Origin of the sequence: Cellulomonas composti (genome assembly GCF_007990245.1) — a bacterium.
Lineage (GTDB): Bacteria > Actinomycetota > Actinomycetes > Actinomycetales > Cellulomonadaceae > Cellulomonas > Cellulomonas composti.
Window position 1 is genome coordinate 142,829 of the sequence record NZ_BJWG01000009.1, and the last position, 17,813, is coordinate 160,641.

Here is a 17,813-nt window from a genome sequence, read left to right on the forward strand (position 1 = left end):
CGAACCCCTCGCAGGAGTGCACTTCATGGCCAACACCTCACCGACGCTGATGCGCACGCTCAAGACCCGCCGCCTCCGACGCGAGACCCGGGACGCCCGGGTGGCCGGGCGTGGACGCCGGTCGGGCCTGCGCCTGACGCCGTACCTGTTCCTGCTCGCCCCGATCGCGCTCCTGGTGACGTTCACCTACATCCCCGTCGTCAACATGTTCTACTACTCGTTCACGTCGTGGGACGGGCTCGACAAGACCAAGGACTGGGTCGGGTTCGACAACTACGTCGAGGTCTTCACACGGCCCGAGCTGTTCCGCGTCTTCTACGTGAGCCTGTACTACTTCGCCGCGTCGTTCCTGCAGATCGCGCTCGCCCTCTACTTCGCGACGGTGCTGTCGTTCCGCACCAGGTTCCGCAACTTCTTCAAGGGCATGATCTTCTTCCCGTACCTGATCAACGGGGTCGCGATCGGGCTGATCTTCATCTACTTCTTCAAGCCCGGCGGCACGCTCGACTCGCTGCTCGCGGCGTTCGACCTCGAGAGCCTGCAGCAGCAGTGGCTGGGCAACCCGGACATCGTCAACGTCTCGCTCGCCAGCACGAGCGTCTGGCGGTACACCGGCCTCAACTTCGTGCTCTTCCTCGGCGCGATCCAGTCCATCCCCGGTCAGGTCTACGAGGCCGCCGAGCTCGACGGCGCCAACAGGTGGCACCAGTTCCGCTACATCATCGCGCCGGGGATCAAGCCGATCATCGGCCTGTCGTTCATCCTCGCGATCGCCGGCTCGCTGTCGGTGTTCGAGATCCCGTTCGTCATGACGGCGGGCGCCAACGGCTCGATGACGTTCGTCATCCAGACCGTGAACATGGCCTTCAAGTTCTCCAAGTTCGGCCTCGCGTCCGCGATGGCCGTGGTGCTGCTGGCGATCGTGCTGGTCGTGACGTGGATCCAGCGCCGCGTCGTCCCCGACGAGAAGGTGGACCTGTCGTGAGCGCCCTCGCCCGGACCTTCAAGTACCTGACGCTGGTCGCGGCGTGCCTCGTGACCGTGGTGCCGATCGCCGTGATCGTGCTCGGCTCGTTCAAGGGGCACCAGGAGTTCCTCACGAGCGGGCCGCTCGACCTGCCGACCGGCTTCGACCTCGAGAACTACGTCACCGCGTTCACCAAGGGGAAGATGGCGCAAGGCTTCGTGAACACCACGATCATCCTGGTGCTCTCGCTCGTCGGCACGATCGTGATCGGCTCGATGACGGCCTACGCGATCGACCGGTTCGAGTTCCGGGGACGCGGCGTCGTCCTCGCGCTGTTCCTGCTCGCGACGCTCGTGCCCGCGGTCACGACCCAGGTGGCGACGTTCCAGGTGGTCAACCAGCTCGGGCTGTTCAACACCCGGTGGGCGGCGATCGTCCTGTTCATGGGCACCGACATCGTGTCGATCTACATCTTCGTGCAGTTCATGCGCTCCATCCCCCGCGAGCTCGACGAGGCCGCGACGCTCGACGGTGCCAACCGGCTGACGATCTTCTACCGGATCATCTTCCCGCTGCTCAAGCCCGCGATCGCGACGGTCGTGATCATCAAGGGCATCGCGATCTACAACGAGTTCTACGTGCCGTTCCTCTACATGCCGAGCCAGGACCTGGGGGTGATCTCGACGTCGCTGTTCCGGTTCAAGGGACCGTTCTCCGCCGACTGGGAGGTCATCTGTGCCGGGGTGGTCGTCGTGCTGCTCCCCACCCTGATCGGCTTCCTCCTGCTGCAGCGCTACATCTACAACGGACTCACTGCCGGGGCGACGAAATAGCGCGACGACGAGAGGAACCAGCGCACCGCCCGGCCCGCACCACCCGGCCCACACCCGGCCGCCCACCCAGGAGCACACCGATGAACACGCAGGACCTCACCGACGGCTGGACGCTCACCGCGACCTCGGGCGTACCCGACGGGCTCCCGGCCGAGCTCACGCGGGCGCTGCACGCGGGCGTCCCGGCCGCCGTACCCGGCACGAGCCACACCGCTCTGCTCGATGCCGGCATGATTCCCGACCCGTACCTCGACCGCAACGAGACCGCGCTGGCCTGGATGCGGCACGTCGACTGGCGCTACGAGCGCCTGCTGAGCCTCGCCCCGCCGGCCGACGACGAGCGCGTCGACCTGGCCTTCGACGGCCTCGACACGGTCGCGACGGTCGGCGTCGTGCAGGGCGACGGTCGCTACGCCGAGCTCGGACGCACCGCGAACCAGCACCGCTCGTACCGGTTCGACGTGCGCCGCGCCGCCGTCGCCGGCACGGCGACGATCCGCGTGGACCTCGCTTCCGCACTGCACCACGCGCAGGCGCTCGCGACGCGCCTGGGGCCGAGACCGCTCGCCTACGACCAGCCGTACAACATGGTGCGCAAGATGGCGTGCTCGTTCGGCTGGGACTGGGGACCGGACCTGCAGACCGCAGGCCTGTGGCGACCGGTGCGGCTCGAGCGCTGGCGGGTGGCCCGCCTCGCGCAGGTCCGGCCGGTGGTCACGCTCGGCGACGACGGCACGGGCCGGATCGAGCTCCACGTCAGCGTGGAGCGCTCCGGTCTGGCGGGCGGCGACGCGCCGCTCACGGTGCGGGTCGGCGTCGGCGGGCACGAGGAGGTCGGCACGATCGCGCCCGGCCGCACCGAGAGCCGGCTCGTCGTCGAGGTGCCGGACGCACCCGTGTGGTGGCCCGTGGGGTACGGCGAGCAGCCACTCGTCGAGGCGACGCTGGAGCTCACCACCACGACGGGCGACGAGCTCGGTCGCTGGTCTCGTCGCCTCGGCCTGCGCTCGGCGCGGGTCGACCGTTCGCACGACGAGCACGGCACGCGGTTCACGCTCGTCGTCAACGGGCAGGAGGTGTTCGTCCGCGGCGCCAACTGGATCCCGGACGACCACCTGCTCACGCGGATCACGCGCGAGCGCCTCGCGACGCGCATCGACCAGGCGCTGGGTGCACACCTGAACCTGCTGCGGGTCTGGGGCGGCGGCATCTACGAGTCCGAGGACTTCTACGAGCTGTGCGACGAGCGCGGCGTGCTCGTCTGGCAGGACTTCCTGCTCGCGTGCGCGGCCTACCCCGAGGAGTCCCCGCTGTGGGAGGAGATCGAGGCCGAGGCCCGCGAGCACGTCGTGCGCCTCGCGAGCCACCCGAGCCTCGTCGTCTGGAACGGCGGCAACGAGAACGTCTGGGGCCACGAGGACTGGGGCTGGAAGGAGTCACTCGGCGACCTGAGCTGGGGCGGGCGCTACGTCGGCGACCTGCTGCCGTCGGTCGTCGCGGAGCTGGACCCCACCCGGTCGTACAGCGACAACAGCCCGTACTCCCCCGGCGCCTCGCCGGACGAGGTCCACCCCAACGACCCCGACCACGGCACGTCCCACCAGTGGGAGGTGTGGAACCGGATCGACTACGCGCACTACCTCGACGACGTGCCGCGGTTCTGCTCGGAGTTCGGGTTCCAGGGTCCGCCCACGTGGGCGACGCTCGAGCGCGCCGTGCGGCCCGCGGACGGCGTGCGGTCCAAGGCCGACCCGGTCTTCCTGCTGCACCAGAAGGCCGAGGACGGCAACGCGAAGCTCGACCGCGGCCTGGCGCCGCACCTCGGTGTACCCGACGACTTCACCGACTGGCACTGGGCCACGCAGCTCAACCAGGCGCGCGCGGTCCGGCTCGCGGTCGAGCACCACCGCTCGTGGTGGCCGCGCACGGCAGGCTCGGTCGTCTGGCAGCTCAACGACTGCTGGCCCGTGACGTCGTGGGCCGCGATCGACGGCGACGGGCGCGTCAAGCCGCTGTGGTGGGCGTTGCGCCGTGCGCACGCGCCCCGTCTGCTCACGGTGCAGCCGCGCGACGAGGGCCTCGCGCTGGCGGTCGTCAACGACACCGCGCACCCGTGGCGCGGCCACGCGACCCTGACCCGTGAACGGTTCGACGGCGTCGTGCTGGCGCGCGAGTCGCTCGTCGTCGACGTCCCGGCGCGAGCGGTGGGCGTCCTGACGCTGCCCGCCACCGTCTCGTCGCCCGACGACGCGTCGCTGGAGGTTCTCGTCGTCGGGCTGGACGACGAGCGGGCGGTGCACGTCTGGCGCGACGACGTGGACCTCGCCCTCGACCCGGACGCGCTCGCCGCCAGCGTGGCACCCTCGTCGGACGGCTTCGAGGTCACGGTCACGGCGCGCTCGCTGGCGCGCGACGTGACGCTGCTCGTCGACCGCCTCGACCCGGCGGCGAGCGTCGACGACGCGCTCGTGGACCTCACCGCCGGTGAGAGCGTCACGTTCCGCGTCCGGACCGACGCGGTGCTCGACCCGACCGCGCTCACGTCCTCCCCCGTGCTGCGGTGCGCGAACGACGTGGTGGTCACCGCGCTCGCCGCCGCGGGGTCTTGACGGGCATCGGGACGGGCGTCGGGACGGGCCGCGCACGCACCGGCGGCCCGTCCCGCACCCTGGGGAGCGCATCGGCCTCGCTAGGCTCGGGCCCGTGACACACGCCGATGCCGTCGGGCTCGTCCTCGCCCGCCCGTCGCGCCTGCTCGGGATCGAGCCGTTCTTCGCCGAGCTCATCTCCGGCATCGAGGAGCGGCTGTCGGGAGACGACCGATCGCTGCTGCTGCACGTGGTGCCCGATCACACCGCCGAGATCGCCGCGTACCGCCGGTGGAGCACGGGCGGGGTCGACGCCGTCGTCGTCGTCAACGTCGAGTCGCACGACTCGCGTCTCGACGCGCTCGCCGGGCTCGGGCTGCCCGCCGTCGTCGTCGGCGGGCCCACGCGGGACGCGCGGTTCGCGAACGTCTGGATCGACAACGGCGGCGCGATGCGGGACGCGGTGCGCGCGCTCGTCGACCTGGGGCACACGCGCCTCGCGCGCGTCTCGGGCCCGGCGTCGCTCGCGCACACCCGCACGCGCACCGAGGCGTTCCTCGAGCAGTGCGCGGAGCGCGGCGCACGGGGCACCGTCGTCGAGGGGGACTACCAGGAGGAGTCCGGCGCGCGTGCCACACGCGAGCTGCTGACCTCGGCCGACCGCCCGACGGCGATCGTCTACGACAACGACGTGATGGCGGTGGCGGGCCTGCAGACGGCCACGGACCTCGGGTTCGCGGTGCCGCAGGACGTCTCGCTGCTCGCCTGGGACGACTCGGCGCTGTGCCGCCTCTCGCGGCCGCCCCTGTCGGCCATGAGCCTGGACGTGCACGCGATGGGCGAGCAGGTCGCGGACGGCGTGCTGGCCCTGCTCGCGGGCGAACGCGTCTCGGTCACGGCACCCGCGCCCCGGCTCGTCACACGTGGGAGCACGGGACCCGCGCCGGCCTGACCGCGGTCGCGGGCCCCGCCCGGGGCCACGGGCGCGACATGCCTGCACCGAGGGCGCTCAGGTGGTTGGGTAGACGCATGAGCCCGGCCGTCCCTGCCCCGGTCCACGTCGATCCCGGCACCTTGAGCGCTGTCGCTCACGGTTCCTGGTTCGACCCCCACGGCGTCCTCGGCGCCCACGTCGGCGTCGGGGCGGTGACCATCCGGACGCTGCGACCGCTCGCGGACGCCGTCGTCGTGATCACCCCGGACACGCGTGTGCCCGCGCGGCACGAGCAGGACGGCATCTGGGTGGCCGTGCTCCCCGGCGAGGAGGTGCCCGACTACCGCATCGAGGTCACCTACGGGGACTCGACGACGCTCGGCGACGAGCCGTACCGGTTCCTGCCGACCGTCCAGGAGCTCGACCGCCACCTGATCCGTGAGGGCCGCCACGAACAGCTCTGGGAGGTGCTCGGCGCGAGCACCCGCACCTTCCCGAGCGTGCTCGGCGACGTGCACGGCACCGCGTTCGCGGTCTGGGCGCCCAACGCGCGCGCGGTGCGCGTCGTCGGGGACTTCAACTACTGGCAGGGCGCGTCGCACGCGATGCGCTCGCTCGGCGACTCGGGTGTCTGGGAGCTGTTCGTCCCCGGGATCGGCGCAGGTGCCCGTTACAAGTTCGAGCTCCTCGGGCCCGACGGCTCGTGGCGGCAGAAGGCCGACCCGATGGCGCGTGGCACCGAGGTCCCCCCGGCCACCGCGTCCGTCGTGGTCGAGTCCGCCTACACCTGGTCCGACGACGAGTGGATCGCAGCCCGCTCGCAGCACGACGTGCACACCGGACCCATGTCGGTCTACGAGGTGCACCTCGGGTCCTGGCGCGCGGGGCTGTCCTACCGCCAGCTCGCCGAGCAGCTCACGGAGTACGTCGTCGACCTCGGGTTCACGCACGTCGAGTTCCTGCCGGTCGCCGAGCACCCGTACGCCCCGTCGTGGGGCTACCAGGTCACGGGCTACTACGCGCCGACGTCTCGCTTCGGCCACCCCGACGACCTGCGCTACCTCATCGACACGCTGCACCGCGCGGGCGTCGGCGTCATCGTCGACTGGGTACCCGGCCACTTCCCCAAGGACGCGTGGGCGCTCGCACAGTTCGACGGCACCGCGCTGTACGAGCACCCGGACCCGCTGCTCGGCGAGCAGCCCGACTGGGGCACCTACGTCTTCAACTTCGGCCGCAACGAGGTGCGCAACTTCCTCGTCGCGAACGCCGTGTACTGGCTGCAGGAGTTCCACGTCGACGGCCTGCGCGTGGATGCCGTCGCCTCGATGCTCTACCTCGACTACTCACGCCAGGCCGGCCAGTGGCGGCCCAACAAGTACGGCGGCCGCGAGAACCTCGACGCTCTCGAGTTCCTGCAGGAGACGAACGCGACGGCCTACCGGCGCGCTCCCGGCACGATCATGATCGCCGAGGAGTCCACCGCGTGGCCGGGCGTCACGGCGCCGACGAGCTACAACGGCCTGGGCTTCGGCCTGAAGTGGAACATGGGCTGGATGAACGACACCCTGCGCTACATGCAGGAGGAGCCCGTCCACCGGCGCTACCACCACGGCGAGATCACGTTCTCGATGGTCTACGCATACTCGGAGCGCTACATCCTGCCGATCTCGCACGACGAGGTCGTGCACGGCAAGGGTTCGCTGTACGCGCGCATGCCGGGCGACCACTGGCAGAAGACCGCAGGCGTGCGCACGCTGCTCGCCTACCAGTGGACCCACCCCGGCAAGCAGCTGCTGTTCATGGGGCAGGAGTTCGCGCAGCCCGAGGAGTGGACCGAGTCGCACTCGCTCGACTGGTGGGCGTTGGACGACCCGCTGCGCGCGGGCGTGCACCGCATGGTGCGGGACCTGAACGCGCTGTACCGCGCGACGCCCGCGCTCTGGCAGCTCGACCACACGCCCGACGGCTTCGAGTGGATCGCGTCCGACGACGCCGACCGCAACACGCTCGTCTACCTGCGCAAGGGCGTCGACACCCCGGACGTCGTGGTGATCGTCAACTTCGCCGGGATCCCGCACGAGGGGTACCGGCTCGCTCTGCCGCGTGGTGGCCGCTGGACCGAGGTCTTCAACTCCGACTCGCCCGACTACGGCGGCTCGGGCGTCGGCAACCTCGGCGCGGTCGACGCGCTGCCCGACCCGCACCACGGCCGCCCGTACTCCGCGTCGGTCCGGGTGCCGCCGCTCGGTGCCGTGATCCTGCGCGCACCCGAGCCCGCCTGAGCCCGGACGCAGAACAAGAGGGCGGCGACCCGACCCGATCGCCGCCCTCTTGCCGTCCCGCCTGACGGCTGTGCCGTCAGCGGACGCGCAGGGTCAAGGGCGTGGCGGTGCCCGCCCTGACCGAACCATCCCCGGCGTACGCGACGTTCACGGTGTACTTCCCTGCCGGCAGCACCGGGAGCTGCACCTTCGCGCGACCCTTGTCGGCCGGCGTGAGCACCGCGACGACCGTCTTGCCGCCGACGCGGACGGTGACCTTGCCGGTCGGCGCGGCCACGCCGGCCGCCCGCACCATCACGGTCACCTTGGTGGTCTCGGACCTCGGCACCACGGTCCGGCCCAGTGCGGCCTTGACCGTCGAGGGCGTCTTGACCACCGTGAGCGTCACCGGAGCCGCAGCCGCGGCCGCGACCTTGCGGTCACCGCTGTACGCGACGGCGACGACGTGACGTCCCGCTGCGAGGTGGGGCAGCGCGACCGTGATGACACCGTTGCGGGCCGCGTGCAGCGCGACCGACTTGGTCCCCGTGCCGTAGTCCACGGTGATCGTGCCGGTCGGCGCACGCGACGCAGTCACGCGCACCGCGACACGCGGGTTCTCGCCCGTCGTGACGTTCGACGACACGAGCGTCGCCGACATGCTCGACACGAGCCGCAGCCCGGCGAGCGCGTCGGTGAGCAGCGTGGTGATGGCGTCCACGTCCTCCTGCGTGCGGGTGCTGCCCGCCGCGGAGAACTCGGCGACCGCGATCGCGTGGTCCAGTGCGGCGACGGACTCCGCGGTGTACCCGGCGGGGTCCACCGCCCGGGCCGCGGCGAGTGCGGTGTCGAGCGCGGCCGTGTCCAGCACCACCGGGTCGCTCGCGGCGACGACCGAGACGTCGTCGATCCAGCCCCACGCGCCGCCGGCCAGGTCGGTCCCGGTGAAGGCCACCGTGAGCGCGCCGTCGTCGCCGACCTGGGCCGTCACCGTCGGGTGGCTCCAGACGAGCCAGCCCGCGAGGGTCGCCGGCGCGCTCGTCGTGCCGTTGGACGTCGTCGCGACGAGCGCGACCGTGCCCGTCGGCGCGTCGCCGCCGTGCACCCACATCGAGACGTCGTACGTGCCGGGCGCCAGGCCCGTCACCGTGCGGCTCCCGGTGAACGAGTACACCCCGGCGCTCCAGAAGTTGACCGCCATCGCGCCACCGTGCTGGTTGCCGGCGCCCTCCTTGACGGGGGCGTTGGTCCAGTCGATCGTCCAGCCGTCGCCCCAGTTCGTCTCGAAGCCGCCGTTGGGCAGCAGCTCCGCGGAGACGGTCAGGGAGGCCGTCACGGCGTCGCCGTCACGGGTCACGCCGTGGACGGTGTACGCACCCGGACCGCGCACCCAGTCGAGCACGTCGGCCCAGGTCACAGGCACGTCCTCGACGGTCTCGTCGTTGTACGTGACGGACACGGTCGTCGGCAGCGAGACAGCGTCACCGGACCGCACGGTCACGTCGACCGGCGCGATCGAGTACACCGCACGCGGCGCGGTCGAACCGGTGAGCACGTACCGGAACGTCTGCAGCGACTCGAGCGGGTTGCCCGCGAAGTCGAACAGCGCCTGGTTGTCCCACGACGAACCGCCGTAGTACTGCGCGGCGTCGTCCTCGTACTCCCCCGCGTAGCTCGACGCCCAGCCGGAGCCGAACTCCTCCCACAGGAGCTTGTTCTGCTCGACCTGCGACGCCGGGCCGACCGGCAGCCACGCGGGCTCCCAGTAGAACGCCCCGATGCCCATGCCGTCCGGCACGTCCGCGACCGCCTGCATCACGGTGCGCAGCTCGGTCGCCTGGCCCTGCACGCTGATCGGGTAGGCCAGCCCGGTGTCGTTCTGACCGGCGCGCACCGTGTTCGGGTGCCCGTCGCCGTCCTCGAGCGTCGACGCCCACGACGTCTCCGCGACCATGACCTTCTTGCCGTAGTCCGCCGCGACCTCGCCCAGCACGGCCGTCAGGTTCGCCGGCGTGCCGTGCCAGAACGGGTAGTACGACGACGCGAACACGTCGTAGTCGACGCCGCGCGCGTCGAGCTGCTGCGCGTAGTCGGCGTAGCGGCCGGCGGTCTCCGGGTTGGTGAAGTGCAGCGCGACGAGCGCGTCGGGCAGCACGTCGCGCACGGCGGCGCTGCCGGCGGAGAAGATCGCCGCCCGGTCGTCCCACGACGTGGTGCCGGCGACCCCGTTGTTCGTCTCGTTGCCGACCTGCACCATGCCCACGTCGACGCCCGCGTCGACGAGCTCCTGCAGCGCGGCGTGCGTGAACTGCTCGACCGCCGCGGCCTTGTCGTCGATGCCGAGCGCGGTCCACGCCTTCGGTGCGGTCTGCTTGCCGGGATCCGCCCAGAAGTCGGAGTAGTGGAAGTCGACGACGACACCCAGGCCGGCCGCGGTCGCCCGCTCACCGATCTCGACGGCCCGGTCCACGTCGACGTCGCCGCCGCCGTACCCGTTGCCCTCGGCGTCGTACGGGTCGTTCCACACCCGCACACGCACGTCCGTCACGCCGGCGTCGGCCAGCACGTCGAACAGATCGGCGGGTGCGCCGCCGGTGTCGCGGAACACGACACCGCTCTCCTCGAGCGAGAGCACCGACGAGACGTCGACACCCCGCATGAAGCCCTCGGGCAGGTTCTCGATCTTCTTGACGACGATGCCGGCCTCGACCGGGGCGTCGTCGGTCGCCGCGGCCGGGGCCGCGACGACGAGCATGGACCCGGCGGCCAGGCAGGCGGCAGCACGAAGTCGGCGAGGCAGTGTTGACACAGCGGTGTCCCTTTCGGATCGAACGTCGTTGGTCGAACAGCTGCCGGCAGCGGGTCGGAACCGCCGGAGGGGAAGCCCCGAGGGGCTACTTGACGGAGCCGGAGGTGAGCCCCCCGACGATGTACTTCTGCGTGAAGAGGAACAGGATCAGCACCGGCAGCGCGGCGATCACGGCGCCCGCAGCGAACAGGCCCCAGTTGGCCGACAGCTGGTCGGAGACCCAGCCGTACATGCCCACGGCGAGCGTCCAGTTGTCCTCCGAGGTGAGGATCACCCGCGCGAGGATGAACTCACCGAACGTCGAGATGAAGGACAGCAGTCCGACGACGGCGAGGATCGGCGTCACGAGACGCAGGATGATCCCCCAGTAGATCTGCGCATGCGTCGCACCGTCGATCTTGGCGGCCTCGTCGAGCTCACGCGGGACGCTGTTGAAGAACCCGTACATGAGGAACGTGTTCGTCCCGAGCGCGCCGCCGAGGTACACGGCGACGAGGCCCAGCTTGCTGTCCAGGCCGAGCGCAGGAATGACGTTCCCGAGCGCGATGAGCAACAGGAAGATGGAGATGAACGCGAGCATCTGCGGGAACATCTGGATGACCAGCAGGCCGGTCAGGCTCCCCCGGCGGCCGTAGAACCGGTACCGCGAGAACGCGTACGCGGCCGCGGCGCCCATGAGCACCGAGCCGATCGCCGTCACGGTGCCGATGACGAGGCTGTTGCCGGCCCAGGTCCAGAACATGGTGGTGTTGAGTGCCTTGTAGTTCGCGCTCGAGATGCTGCGGAACAGCTCGGTGGAGCCCGTCAGGGTCCCGGAGCTCGCGAGCGAGGCCGAGAGCACGTACACGAGCGGGAACACCGCGTACCCGACGATGACGATCGCGAGCAGGTACTTCCAGCTCACCTCGGTGATCCAGCGCCGGCGGCGCGAGCGTGTCCGCATCGCCTCGTTGCGCTCCATCACCGTCTCGGTGATCACGGCGGACATCAGACCTCCTCGAGCTTGCGCGTGCGGCGGAACATCAGCGCGGAGATGCCACCGATGATGACGAAGATGACGATCGACAGGGCACTCGCGAGGCCGAAGTCAGCCCGACCGCCCGAGACCCCGGAGATCTGATACACCATCGAGATCAAGATGTCGGTGGCCCCGAGCGTCGCGGACGTGTCGGTGAACCGTGGTCCACCGCCGGTCAGCATGTAGACCAGCGTGAAGTTGTTGAAGTTGAACGCGAACGACGCGATGAGCAGCGGCGCGGTCGAGACGAGCAGCAGCGGCATCGTGATCGCGCGCCAGGTGCGCCACCGGCCGGCACCGTCGATGCGGGCGGCCTCGAGCACGTCGTCGGGCAACGACTGCAGCGCGCCCGTGCAGACCAGGAACCAGTACGGATAGCTGAGCCACAGGTTCACGGCGATCAGCGAGACCTTGGCCAGGAACGGGTCGTTCAGCCAGTCGATGCGGGCGTCGAAGAAGAACAGCTTGTTGACGATGCCGTAGTCGGGGTTGGCGCTCAGCATGCCCTTCCAGAGCAGTGCCGAGAGGAACGCGGGGAACGCGTACGGAAGGATGAACAGCATCCGCAGCACGCGGCGGGCGCGCACCCGCGGGTCGTTGTAGATCAGGGCCATCACGAGGCCCATGAGGAAGCTCGTCACGACGCTGAAGAACGCGAAAACGAACGTCCAGGCCGTGATCTTGAGCAGCGGACCCGAGTAGGTGTCGTCGGTGAATGCCTTGGTGAAGTTCTCGAAGCCGACGAACACGCGCCACCCGACCGCGAGAGCGGTGCCGTCCTCGGCGACGAACAGGCCCTCGTCGGTGGCCGAGTACACGACACCGGTCGTGGTGTCGGTCATGGTCTGCGCGGCCGGGTCCCACTCGAGCGTCGAGTGGTACACCTGACCGGTCGTGCCCTCGCGCGTCCGGACGGAGCCGTCGTCGGCGTCCTCGGAGATCGGTACACGCAGCGCCAGGACCTCGTTCTGCAACGCGGCGTCGCTCATCAACGTCCCGCGGTCGACGACCTCCCAGCCCGGGACCGCGGTCGCGCGGCCGTCCTCGACGGTGGCGTCCGGCGCCGGCTGGAGCGGGTCCTCGGCCGTGCCGACCTTGACCACGCCCTCGTCGACGATCGCGAAGCCGAGCTCGTCGCCCTGCTCGACGATCGTCAGCGGGTACGAGGGCGAGCCCTCGACCTTCTGCTCGCTCTGGATGAGCAGCGCGTCGACCGCCTGCTGCTGCGTGCCGTTGTGGCCCGTGCCGTAGTTCGTCATGGCCACGTAGCCGGTGTAGCCGATCGTGAACAGCTGGAAGAGCACCAGGAACGACAGTCCCGGAAGGATGTACTTCAGCGGCACCGCGCGCTTGGTGAAGTACACCCAGTCGGCCGCGACGACGAGCACGAGCATGAGCCCGAGCACGGCCCACGACCGCTGCAGGTACGCGGACCAGATCGCCATGACGCCGAAGGCGTTGACGAGTGCCATCAGCGCGAGCTTGACGACGAAGCCCCAGCCGCGGCCGTCCCAGCGACGAGCGTGGGACACCCTGGTGTCCACCTCGCGCGGGGGCGCGGTCTTCGGGTCGGTGATCATGAGTCCTCCGGACTGTTCACGGGTCGGCGGGTCGGTGCCGTGCGGCCGGCGGCGGGTTGCCCCGCCGCCGGCCGGCGACATCAGCCGAGCTTCGCCTCGAGGTCGGCGATCATCTTGGTCCAGGCGTCCTTCGCGGTCGCCGTGCCGGAGATGATCGAGGACTCAGCGGCGTTCCAGTACTCCCACACGTCGCCCATCTCGGGGATCGACGGCATCGGCGCACCGGTCTTCGACGCGGCGAGGAAGCCCGCGACGATCGGGTCGGACGCGACCTGGTCGGCCACCGACGACATCGCAGGCAGTCGCGGGTCGGCGTCGTAGAGCGCCTTCATGACCTCGGGGGTCGCGACGTAGTTCACCAGGAAGTCGTTGGCGACGAGCTTGTTCTGGCTCTGCGCCGACAGGTAGAAGCCCTGCACGCCGACGAACGGTGCGGCATCCTGACCACCCGCGGACGGGATCGGGTCGACGGCCACGTCGATGCCCGCGTCCTTGTAGGTCTGGATCGCCCACGGACCGGCGATCGTGTACGGGGCGTTGCCGGAGGAGAACTCCTGGTTCGCGACGTCGTACGTCCAGTCCGTGCTGAAGTTGCCGGTGCCCTTCATGCCGTTGGCGGCGAGGAAGTCGGCCCACGCGAAGCCCTCGGGGCCGGCCATGCCGAGCTCGTTGGTGTACGAACCGTCCTCGTTCTGCTTGAACACCGGGGCGCCGAACGACGTCTGCAGCGCGTACGAGGTGTACGCGTCACCGGTCGTGCCGTTCACGTTGATGACGAACGGGTACTTGGTGCCGGCCGCCTTGCCCATGGCGATCATCTCGTCCCAGGTGGCGGGCGTGGAGTCGACGAGCGCGGTGTTGCGGACGATCGCGACGGACTCGAGCGCGTACGGCAGGCCGTACATCTGGCCGTCCTGCGTGAACGCCTGCGTGGCGACCGTCTCGAACTCGCCCGCCTTGTCGCCGATATCGATCGTGTCGACCACGCCGTTGACGATGAGGCCGCCGAGCCAGTCGTGCGCGCCGATCGTGATGTCCGGGCCCTCTCCGGTGGGGACCTGGGCGAGGAAGTCCGCGCGGATGTCCTCGAAGTTCTTCTGGACCAGCGTGACCTTCACGTCAGGGTTGGTCTCGTTGTAGATGTCGACCGCGGCCTGGACGGCGGGCTTGCGGTTCTCGTCGACCCAGATCGTGAGCGAGCCGGTCGCGCTGACGGGCGCCTCCGACTCGGCCTGCGTGGGCGAGGTGGTCTCGGCCGGGGTGTCGTTGTCGTCGCCGCCGCCGCACGCGGTCAGCATCGAGACGGCCGCCACCACTGCGGCGGCGGTGAGCAGGGACTTGCGCATGGGAGTCCTTCCGATAGGTGTCGCCTCACGCGTCCCCGACGGGGTCGCGACGCTGCGACGAACCGAACTACTGGTGGAACTGAAGGGTCGTGCGGGATGGAGCGGATCGACGGCGGTGGCGCCGCCGCACACGGGATCAGACCGGGCGATCACCTCCCGGTCGCTGATCCGTGCGGAGCACGGCAGTCGCACCGGCGGCCAGGTCGAGCGCGCCCGTGACCGAGGTGGCCGCGAGCAGCTCCTGACCATCGCCGAGGTCGAGCTTCACGTCCTCGGCGGTGTGGTTGATCGCGACGACGAAGTCCGCGTCGTCGCCGTGCCGAGTGATGACCTCGACGTCACTCGGCAGGTTGGTGGGCGTCAGGCCCGCGTCCGCGTACACCGCCTCGAGCACCGGCGCGAGCGCGTCGATGCCGAGTCGCGTCGCGACGTACCAGGCCGCGCCGTCCCCGTGCTCGTTCCGCGTGACCGCGGGACCGCCGGCGGCGGGACCGCCGACGTTGCGTGCGACGACCTGCGCGCCCGCCAGCTTGATGTCCTCCTGCCAGACGTCGGACGCGAGCAGCTCGTCGCCCCAGGCGACCGCGGCATGCTCGCCGGCGCGCAGCGGCTGGAACTCCTCGACCGTCAGACCGAGCACGTCGCGCAGCGGAGCCCCGAACCCGCCGACGTGCACCGCGTCGGTCTCGTCGACGATCGCCGAGAAGTACGACACGAGCAGCGTGCCGCCGGCGGCCACGTAGCGGTCCAGGTTGGCGGCATCCGCGAGCCGCAGCAGGTACGACGCGGGCGCGACCACCAGGCGGTAGCCGGACAGGTCGGCCGACGGCTGCACGAAGTCGACGGTCCGACCGTCACGCCACAGCCGCTCGTAGTACGCGCGGACCCGCTCGCGGTGCCGCGCGTCGACCGACGGACGCCACTCGAGGTCCTGCGCCCAGAACGACTCGGTGTCCCACAGGATCGCGACGTCCGCGCGCACCTGCGAGCCGACGACGGGCGCGAGCCGCTCGAGGGCGCCGCCGAGCTCGACGACCTCGCGCCACACCCGGGAGTCGGTGCCCGCGTGCGGCAGCATCGCCGAGTGGAACTTCTCCGCGCCGGAGCGCGAGGCCCGCCACTGGAAGAACATGATCGCGTCGGCCCCGCGGCCGAGGTGCGACATCGCGTTGCGAGCCATCTCGCCGGGCCGCTTCGCGACGTTGCGCGGCTGCCAGTTGACGGCCGACGTCGAGTGCTCGAGCAGGAGCCACGGTCGGTTGCCCGCGACCGACCGCGTCAGGTCCGCGGCCATCGCGAGCCCGACGAAGCCGCGCTCGTCGGCCGCGGTGAGGTAGTGGTCGTTGGAGACCAGGTCCACCTCGCCGGCCCAGGCCCACAGGTCGGTCGTCGGGCACTCCGTGGCCATGAAGTTCGTCGTGATCGGCTGCGTGGCGTGCGCGCGGATCGCGTCGCGCTCGATCACGAAGCAGGCGCGCAGCTGGTGGTCGGTGAACCGCGCGAAGTCCAGCCGCTGCGCCGGGTTCGCGACCGAGGCTGTCGCTGCGGGGGCTCCGACGTGCTCCCACGCCGTGTAGTGCTGGCCCCAGAACGCGGTCCCCCACGCGGCGTTGAGCCCCTCGAGCGAGCCGTAGCGCTCCTGCAGCCACTCCCGGAACGCCGCCACCGCCGCCGGCGAGAAGTCCTCGCCCACCGGCGCGCCGTACTCGTTGTGCACGTGCCACAGCACGACCGCCGGGTGGTCGGCGTAGCGCTGCGCGAGCGCGCCGGCGATCCGGGCGACGGCCTCCCGGTACGCGGGGGCGCTCGGGGAGACGGCGCCGCGCGAGCCGAAGCCGAGCGTGACGCCGTCGCGCGTCACGACCCGGGCCTCCGGGTAGTTCGCGTAGAACCAGGCAGGCGGAGCGGCGGTGGGGGTGCCGAGGTCGACGGCGATGCCGTTGGCGTGCAGCAGGTCGAGCACGTCGTCCAGCCAGCCGAAGTCGAACACGCCCTCGCTGACCTCGATGCGTGCCCACGAGAAGATGCCGACGCTGACGAGGTTGACTCCGGCCGCGCGCATGAGCGCCACGTCCTCGTGCCAGACGTCACGCGGCCACTGCTCGGGGTTGTAGTCGCCACCGAACGCGATCGCGTCGCCTGTGGGCCAGCTCTGGGCCATGACACTCCGTCGGGTCTCACCGTGCGACTGTGCACGGTCACTGCCTGTGAACGTGCACATGTTAGGCACAGGCCCAGGGGTCCCCACCAGTAGGCGCAACCGATTCGTTATCGACCTGTGACCGTGCACAGTTTGAGAGCGCTCCATGGGTCCAGAAACGGCGCACAGGGGCTACAGTCAGGCACTGTGAGTGTCACCCCTGGGCGCCGACGCCCGACCATCCGCGACGTCGCCGACGCCGCCGGCGTCTCCCGCGGAACCGTCTCGCGTGTGATCAACGGCGGGCACTGGGTCTCCGAGGAGGCGCGCCTCGCGGTCGAGGAGGCGATCCGGACCACCGGCTACCGGGCCAACCCGCACGCGCGCAGCCTGGTCACCGGGCGCAGCAACTCGATCGCCTTCCTGCTCACCGAGCCTCAGCGCCTGCTCTTCTCGGACCCCAACTTCTCGACCCTGCTCGGCGGTGCCGCCGAGGCGACCACGCAACGTGGCATGACGTTGGTGCTGCTGGTCGCCGGCACGGCCACCGAGCGCGAGAACGTCGCCGCCTACGTCGGCGCCGGCCACGTCGACGGCGTGCTGCTCATCTCGTCGCACGAGAACGAGCCGCTCATCGGCTGGCTGCACGACGAGGGTGTTCCCACGGTCGCGTGCGGCATCCCGCTCGGCTACCACGCACCCGAGGCGTGGGTCTCGGTCGACGAGTCGGGCGGCGCCCGGCAGATGGTGCGCCACCTACGCTCCCGCGGTCGCACGAAGATCGCGACGATCACGGGCCCCCTCGACACGCCAGGCGGGCGCTACCGGCTCGAGGGCTATCGAGCCGAGCTGGGCGAGGCCTACGACGACCGCTACGTCGCCCACGGCGACTACAGCGCCGAGTCGGGGCAGGCCGCGATGGCAGAGCTGCTCGAGCGCGTGCCGGACGTCGACGCGGTGTTCGCCGCCTCCGACCTCATGGCCTCCGGCGCCCTCGTCACCCTGCGCCGTGCAGGCCGAACCGTCCCCGACGACGTCGCGCTGGGCGGCTTCGACGACTCCGGACTCGCCGACACGCTCGACCCTCCCCTGACGACGATGCATCAACCCTTCGACCGCATCAGCGCCGAGATGGTCCAGATGCTCATCGAGCAGATCAAGGGCAGCGCCCCGAAGGCGGTCACGATGCCCGCCACCCTCGTCGTCCGCTCCTCGACCTGAGCGATCGGACCTCGCCGGCTACTTGGCAGCAGCCCGCTCGAGACCCACGGCCTCAGACCCACGGCCTCAGACCTGACTCGTGCCATTCGCTTAGTGACCGATGTCGAGCGCCG

The 17,813-nt window shown here is 70.6% G+C and carries 11 protein-coding genes; 6 read left to right on the forward strand and 5 right to left on the reverse strand.

Annotated elements, in window-relative coordinates; genetic code table 11:
• Positions 1-25 precede the first annotated feature (25 nt).
• From CCO02nite_RS11070 to glgB, 5 genes are all read left to right on the forward strand, one after another.
• Positions 26-985 carry a carbohydrate ABC transporter permease gene (locus tag CCO02nite_RS11070; protein ID WP_146843200.1) on the forward strand — a complete coding sequence of 320 codons (960 nt, stop codon included), beginning with the start codon at positions 26-28 and terminating at the stop codon, positions 983-985.
• Positions 982-1,800, forward strand: a complete 819-nt coding sequence (locus CCO02nite_RS11075) for a carbohydrate ABC transporter permease (RefSeq protein ID WP_246117494.1) — start codon at positions 982-984, stop codon at positions 1,798-1,800. Before CCO02nite_RS11070 ends, CCO02nite_RS11075 begins: the two co-directional genes overlap by 4 nt.
• Before the next feature lie 80 nt (positions 1,801-1,880).
• Positions 1,881-4,409, forward strand: a complete 2,529-nt coding sequence (locus CCO02nite_RS11080; RefSeq protein ID WP_146843202.1) for a glycoside hydrolase family 2 protein — start codon at positions 1,881-1,883, stop codon at positions 4,407-4,409.
• A gap of 94 nt (positions 4,410-4,503) precedes the next feature.
• Positions 4,504-5,340: a LacI family DNA-binding transcriptional regulator gene (locus tag CCO02nite_RS11085; protein ID WP_186812673.1), complete on the forward strand. Its 837-nt coding sequence runs from the start codon at positions 4,504-4,506 to the stop codon at positions 5,338-5,340.
• Between the two features lie 77 nt (positions 5,341-5,417).
• The gene (gene glgB / locus CCO02nite_RS11090; protein ID WP_146843203.1) at positions 5,418-7,607 is read left to right on the forward strand and encodes a 1,4-alpha-glucan branching protein GlgB; all 2,190 of its coding nucleotides are present in this window, start codon (positions 5,418-5,420) and stop codon (positions 7,605-7,607) included.
• A gap of 76 nt (positions 7,608-7,683) precedes the next feature.
• Here glgB and CCO02nite_RS16230 read toward each other — a convergent pair whose 3' ends face one another.
• From CCO02nite_RS16230 to CCO02nite_RS11115, 5 genes are all read right to left on the reverse strand, one after another.
• Entirely contained in the window at positions 7,684-10,395 is a 2,712-nt protein-coding gene (locus CCO02nite_RS16230) for a glycosyl hydrolase 53 family protein (RefSeq protein WP_146843204.1), read from the reverse strand.
• Between the two features lie 85 nt (positions 10,396-10,480).
• Positions 10,481-11,383 (reverse strand): sugar ABC transporter permease, encoded by a 903-nt coding sequence (locus CCO02nite_RS11100; protein WP_146843205.1) that lies wholly within the window; start codon positions 11,381-11,383, stop codon positions 10,481-10,483.
• Positions 11,383-12,993: an ABC transporter permease subunit gene (locus CCO02nite_RS11105; protein WP_146843206.1), complete on the reverse strand. Its 1,611-nt coding sequence runs from the start codon at positions 12,991-12,993 to the stop codon at positions 11,383-11,385. The genes CCO02nite_RS11100 and CCO02nite_RS11105 overlap by 1 nt, the downstream gene beginning before the upstream one ends.
• Positions 12,994-13,073: 80 nt before the next feature.
• Positions 13,074-14,339 (reverse strand): sugar ABC transporter substrate-binding protein, encoded by a 1,266-nt coding sequence (locus CCO02nite_RS11110; RefSeq protein WP_146843207.1) that lies wholly within the window; start codon positions 14,337-14,339, stop codon positions 13,074-13,076.
• Positions 14,340-14,475: 136 nt separating this feature from the next.
• Entirely contained in the window at positions 14,476-16,500 is a 2,025-nt protein-coding gene (locus CCO02nite_RS11115) for a beta-galactosidase (RefSeq protein ID WP_146843208.1), read from the reverse strand.
• Between the two features lie 186 nt (positions 16,501-16,686).
• Between CCO02nite_RS11115 and CCO02nite_RS11120 the strand changes: the two genes are divergently transcribed.
• Complete coding sequence (locus tag CCO02nite_RS11120; RefSeq protein ID WP_146843209.1) at positions 16,687-17,700, forward strand: LacI family DNA-binding transcriptional regulator; 1,014 nt, start codon at positions 16,687-16,689, stop codon at positions 17,698-17,700.
• The last annotated feature ends 113 nt before the right edge of the window (positions 17,701-17,813 follow it).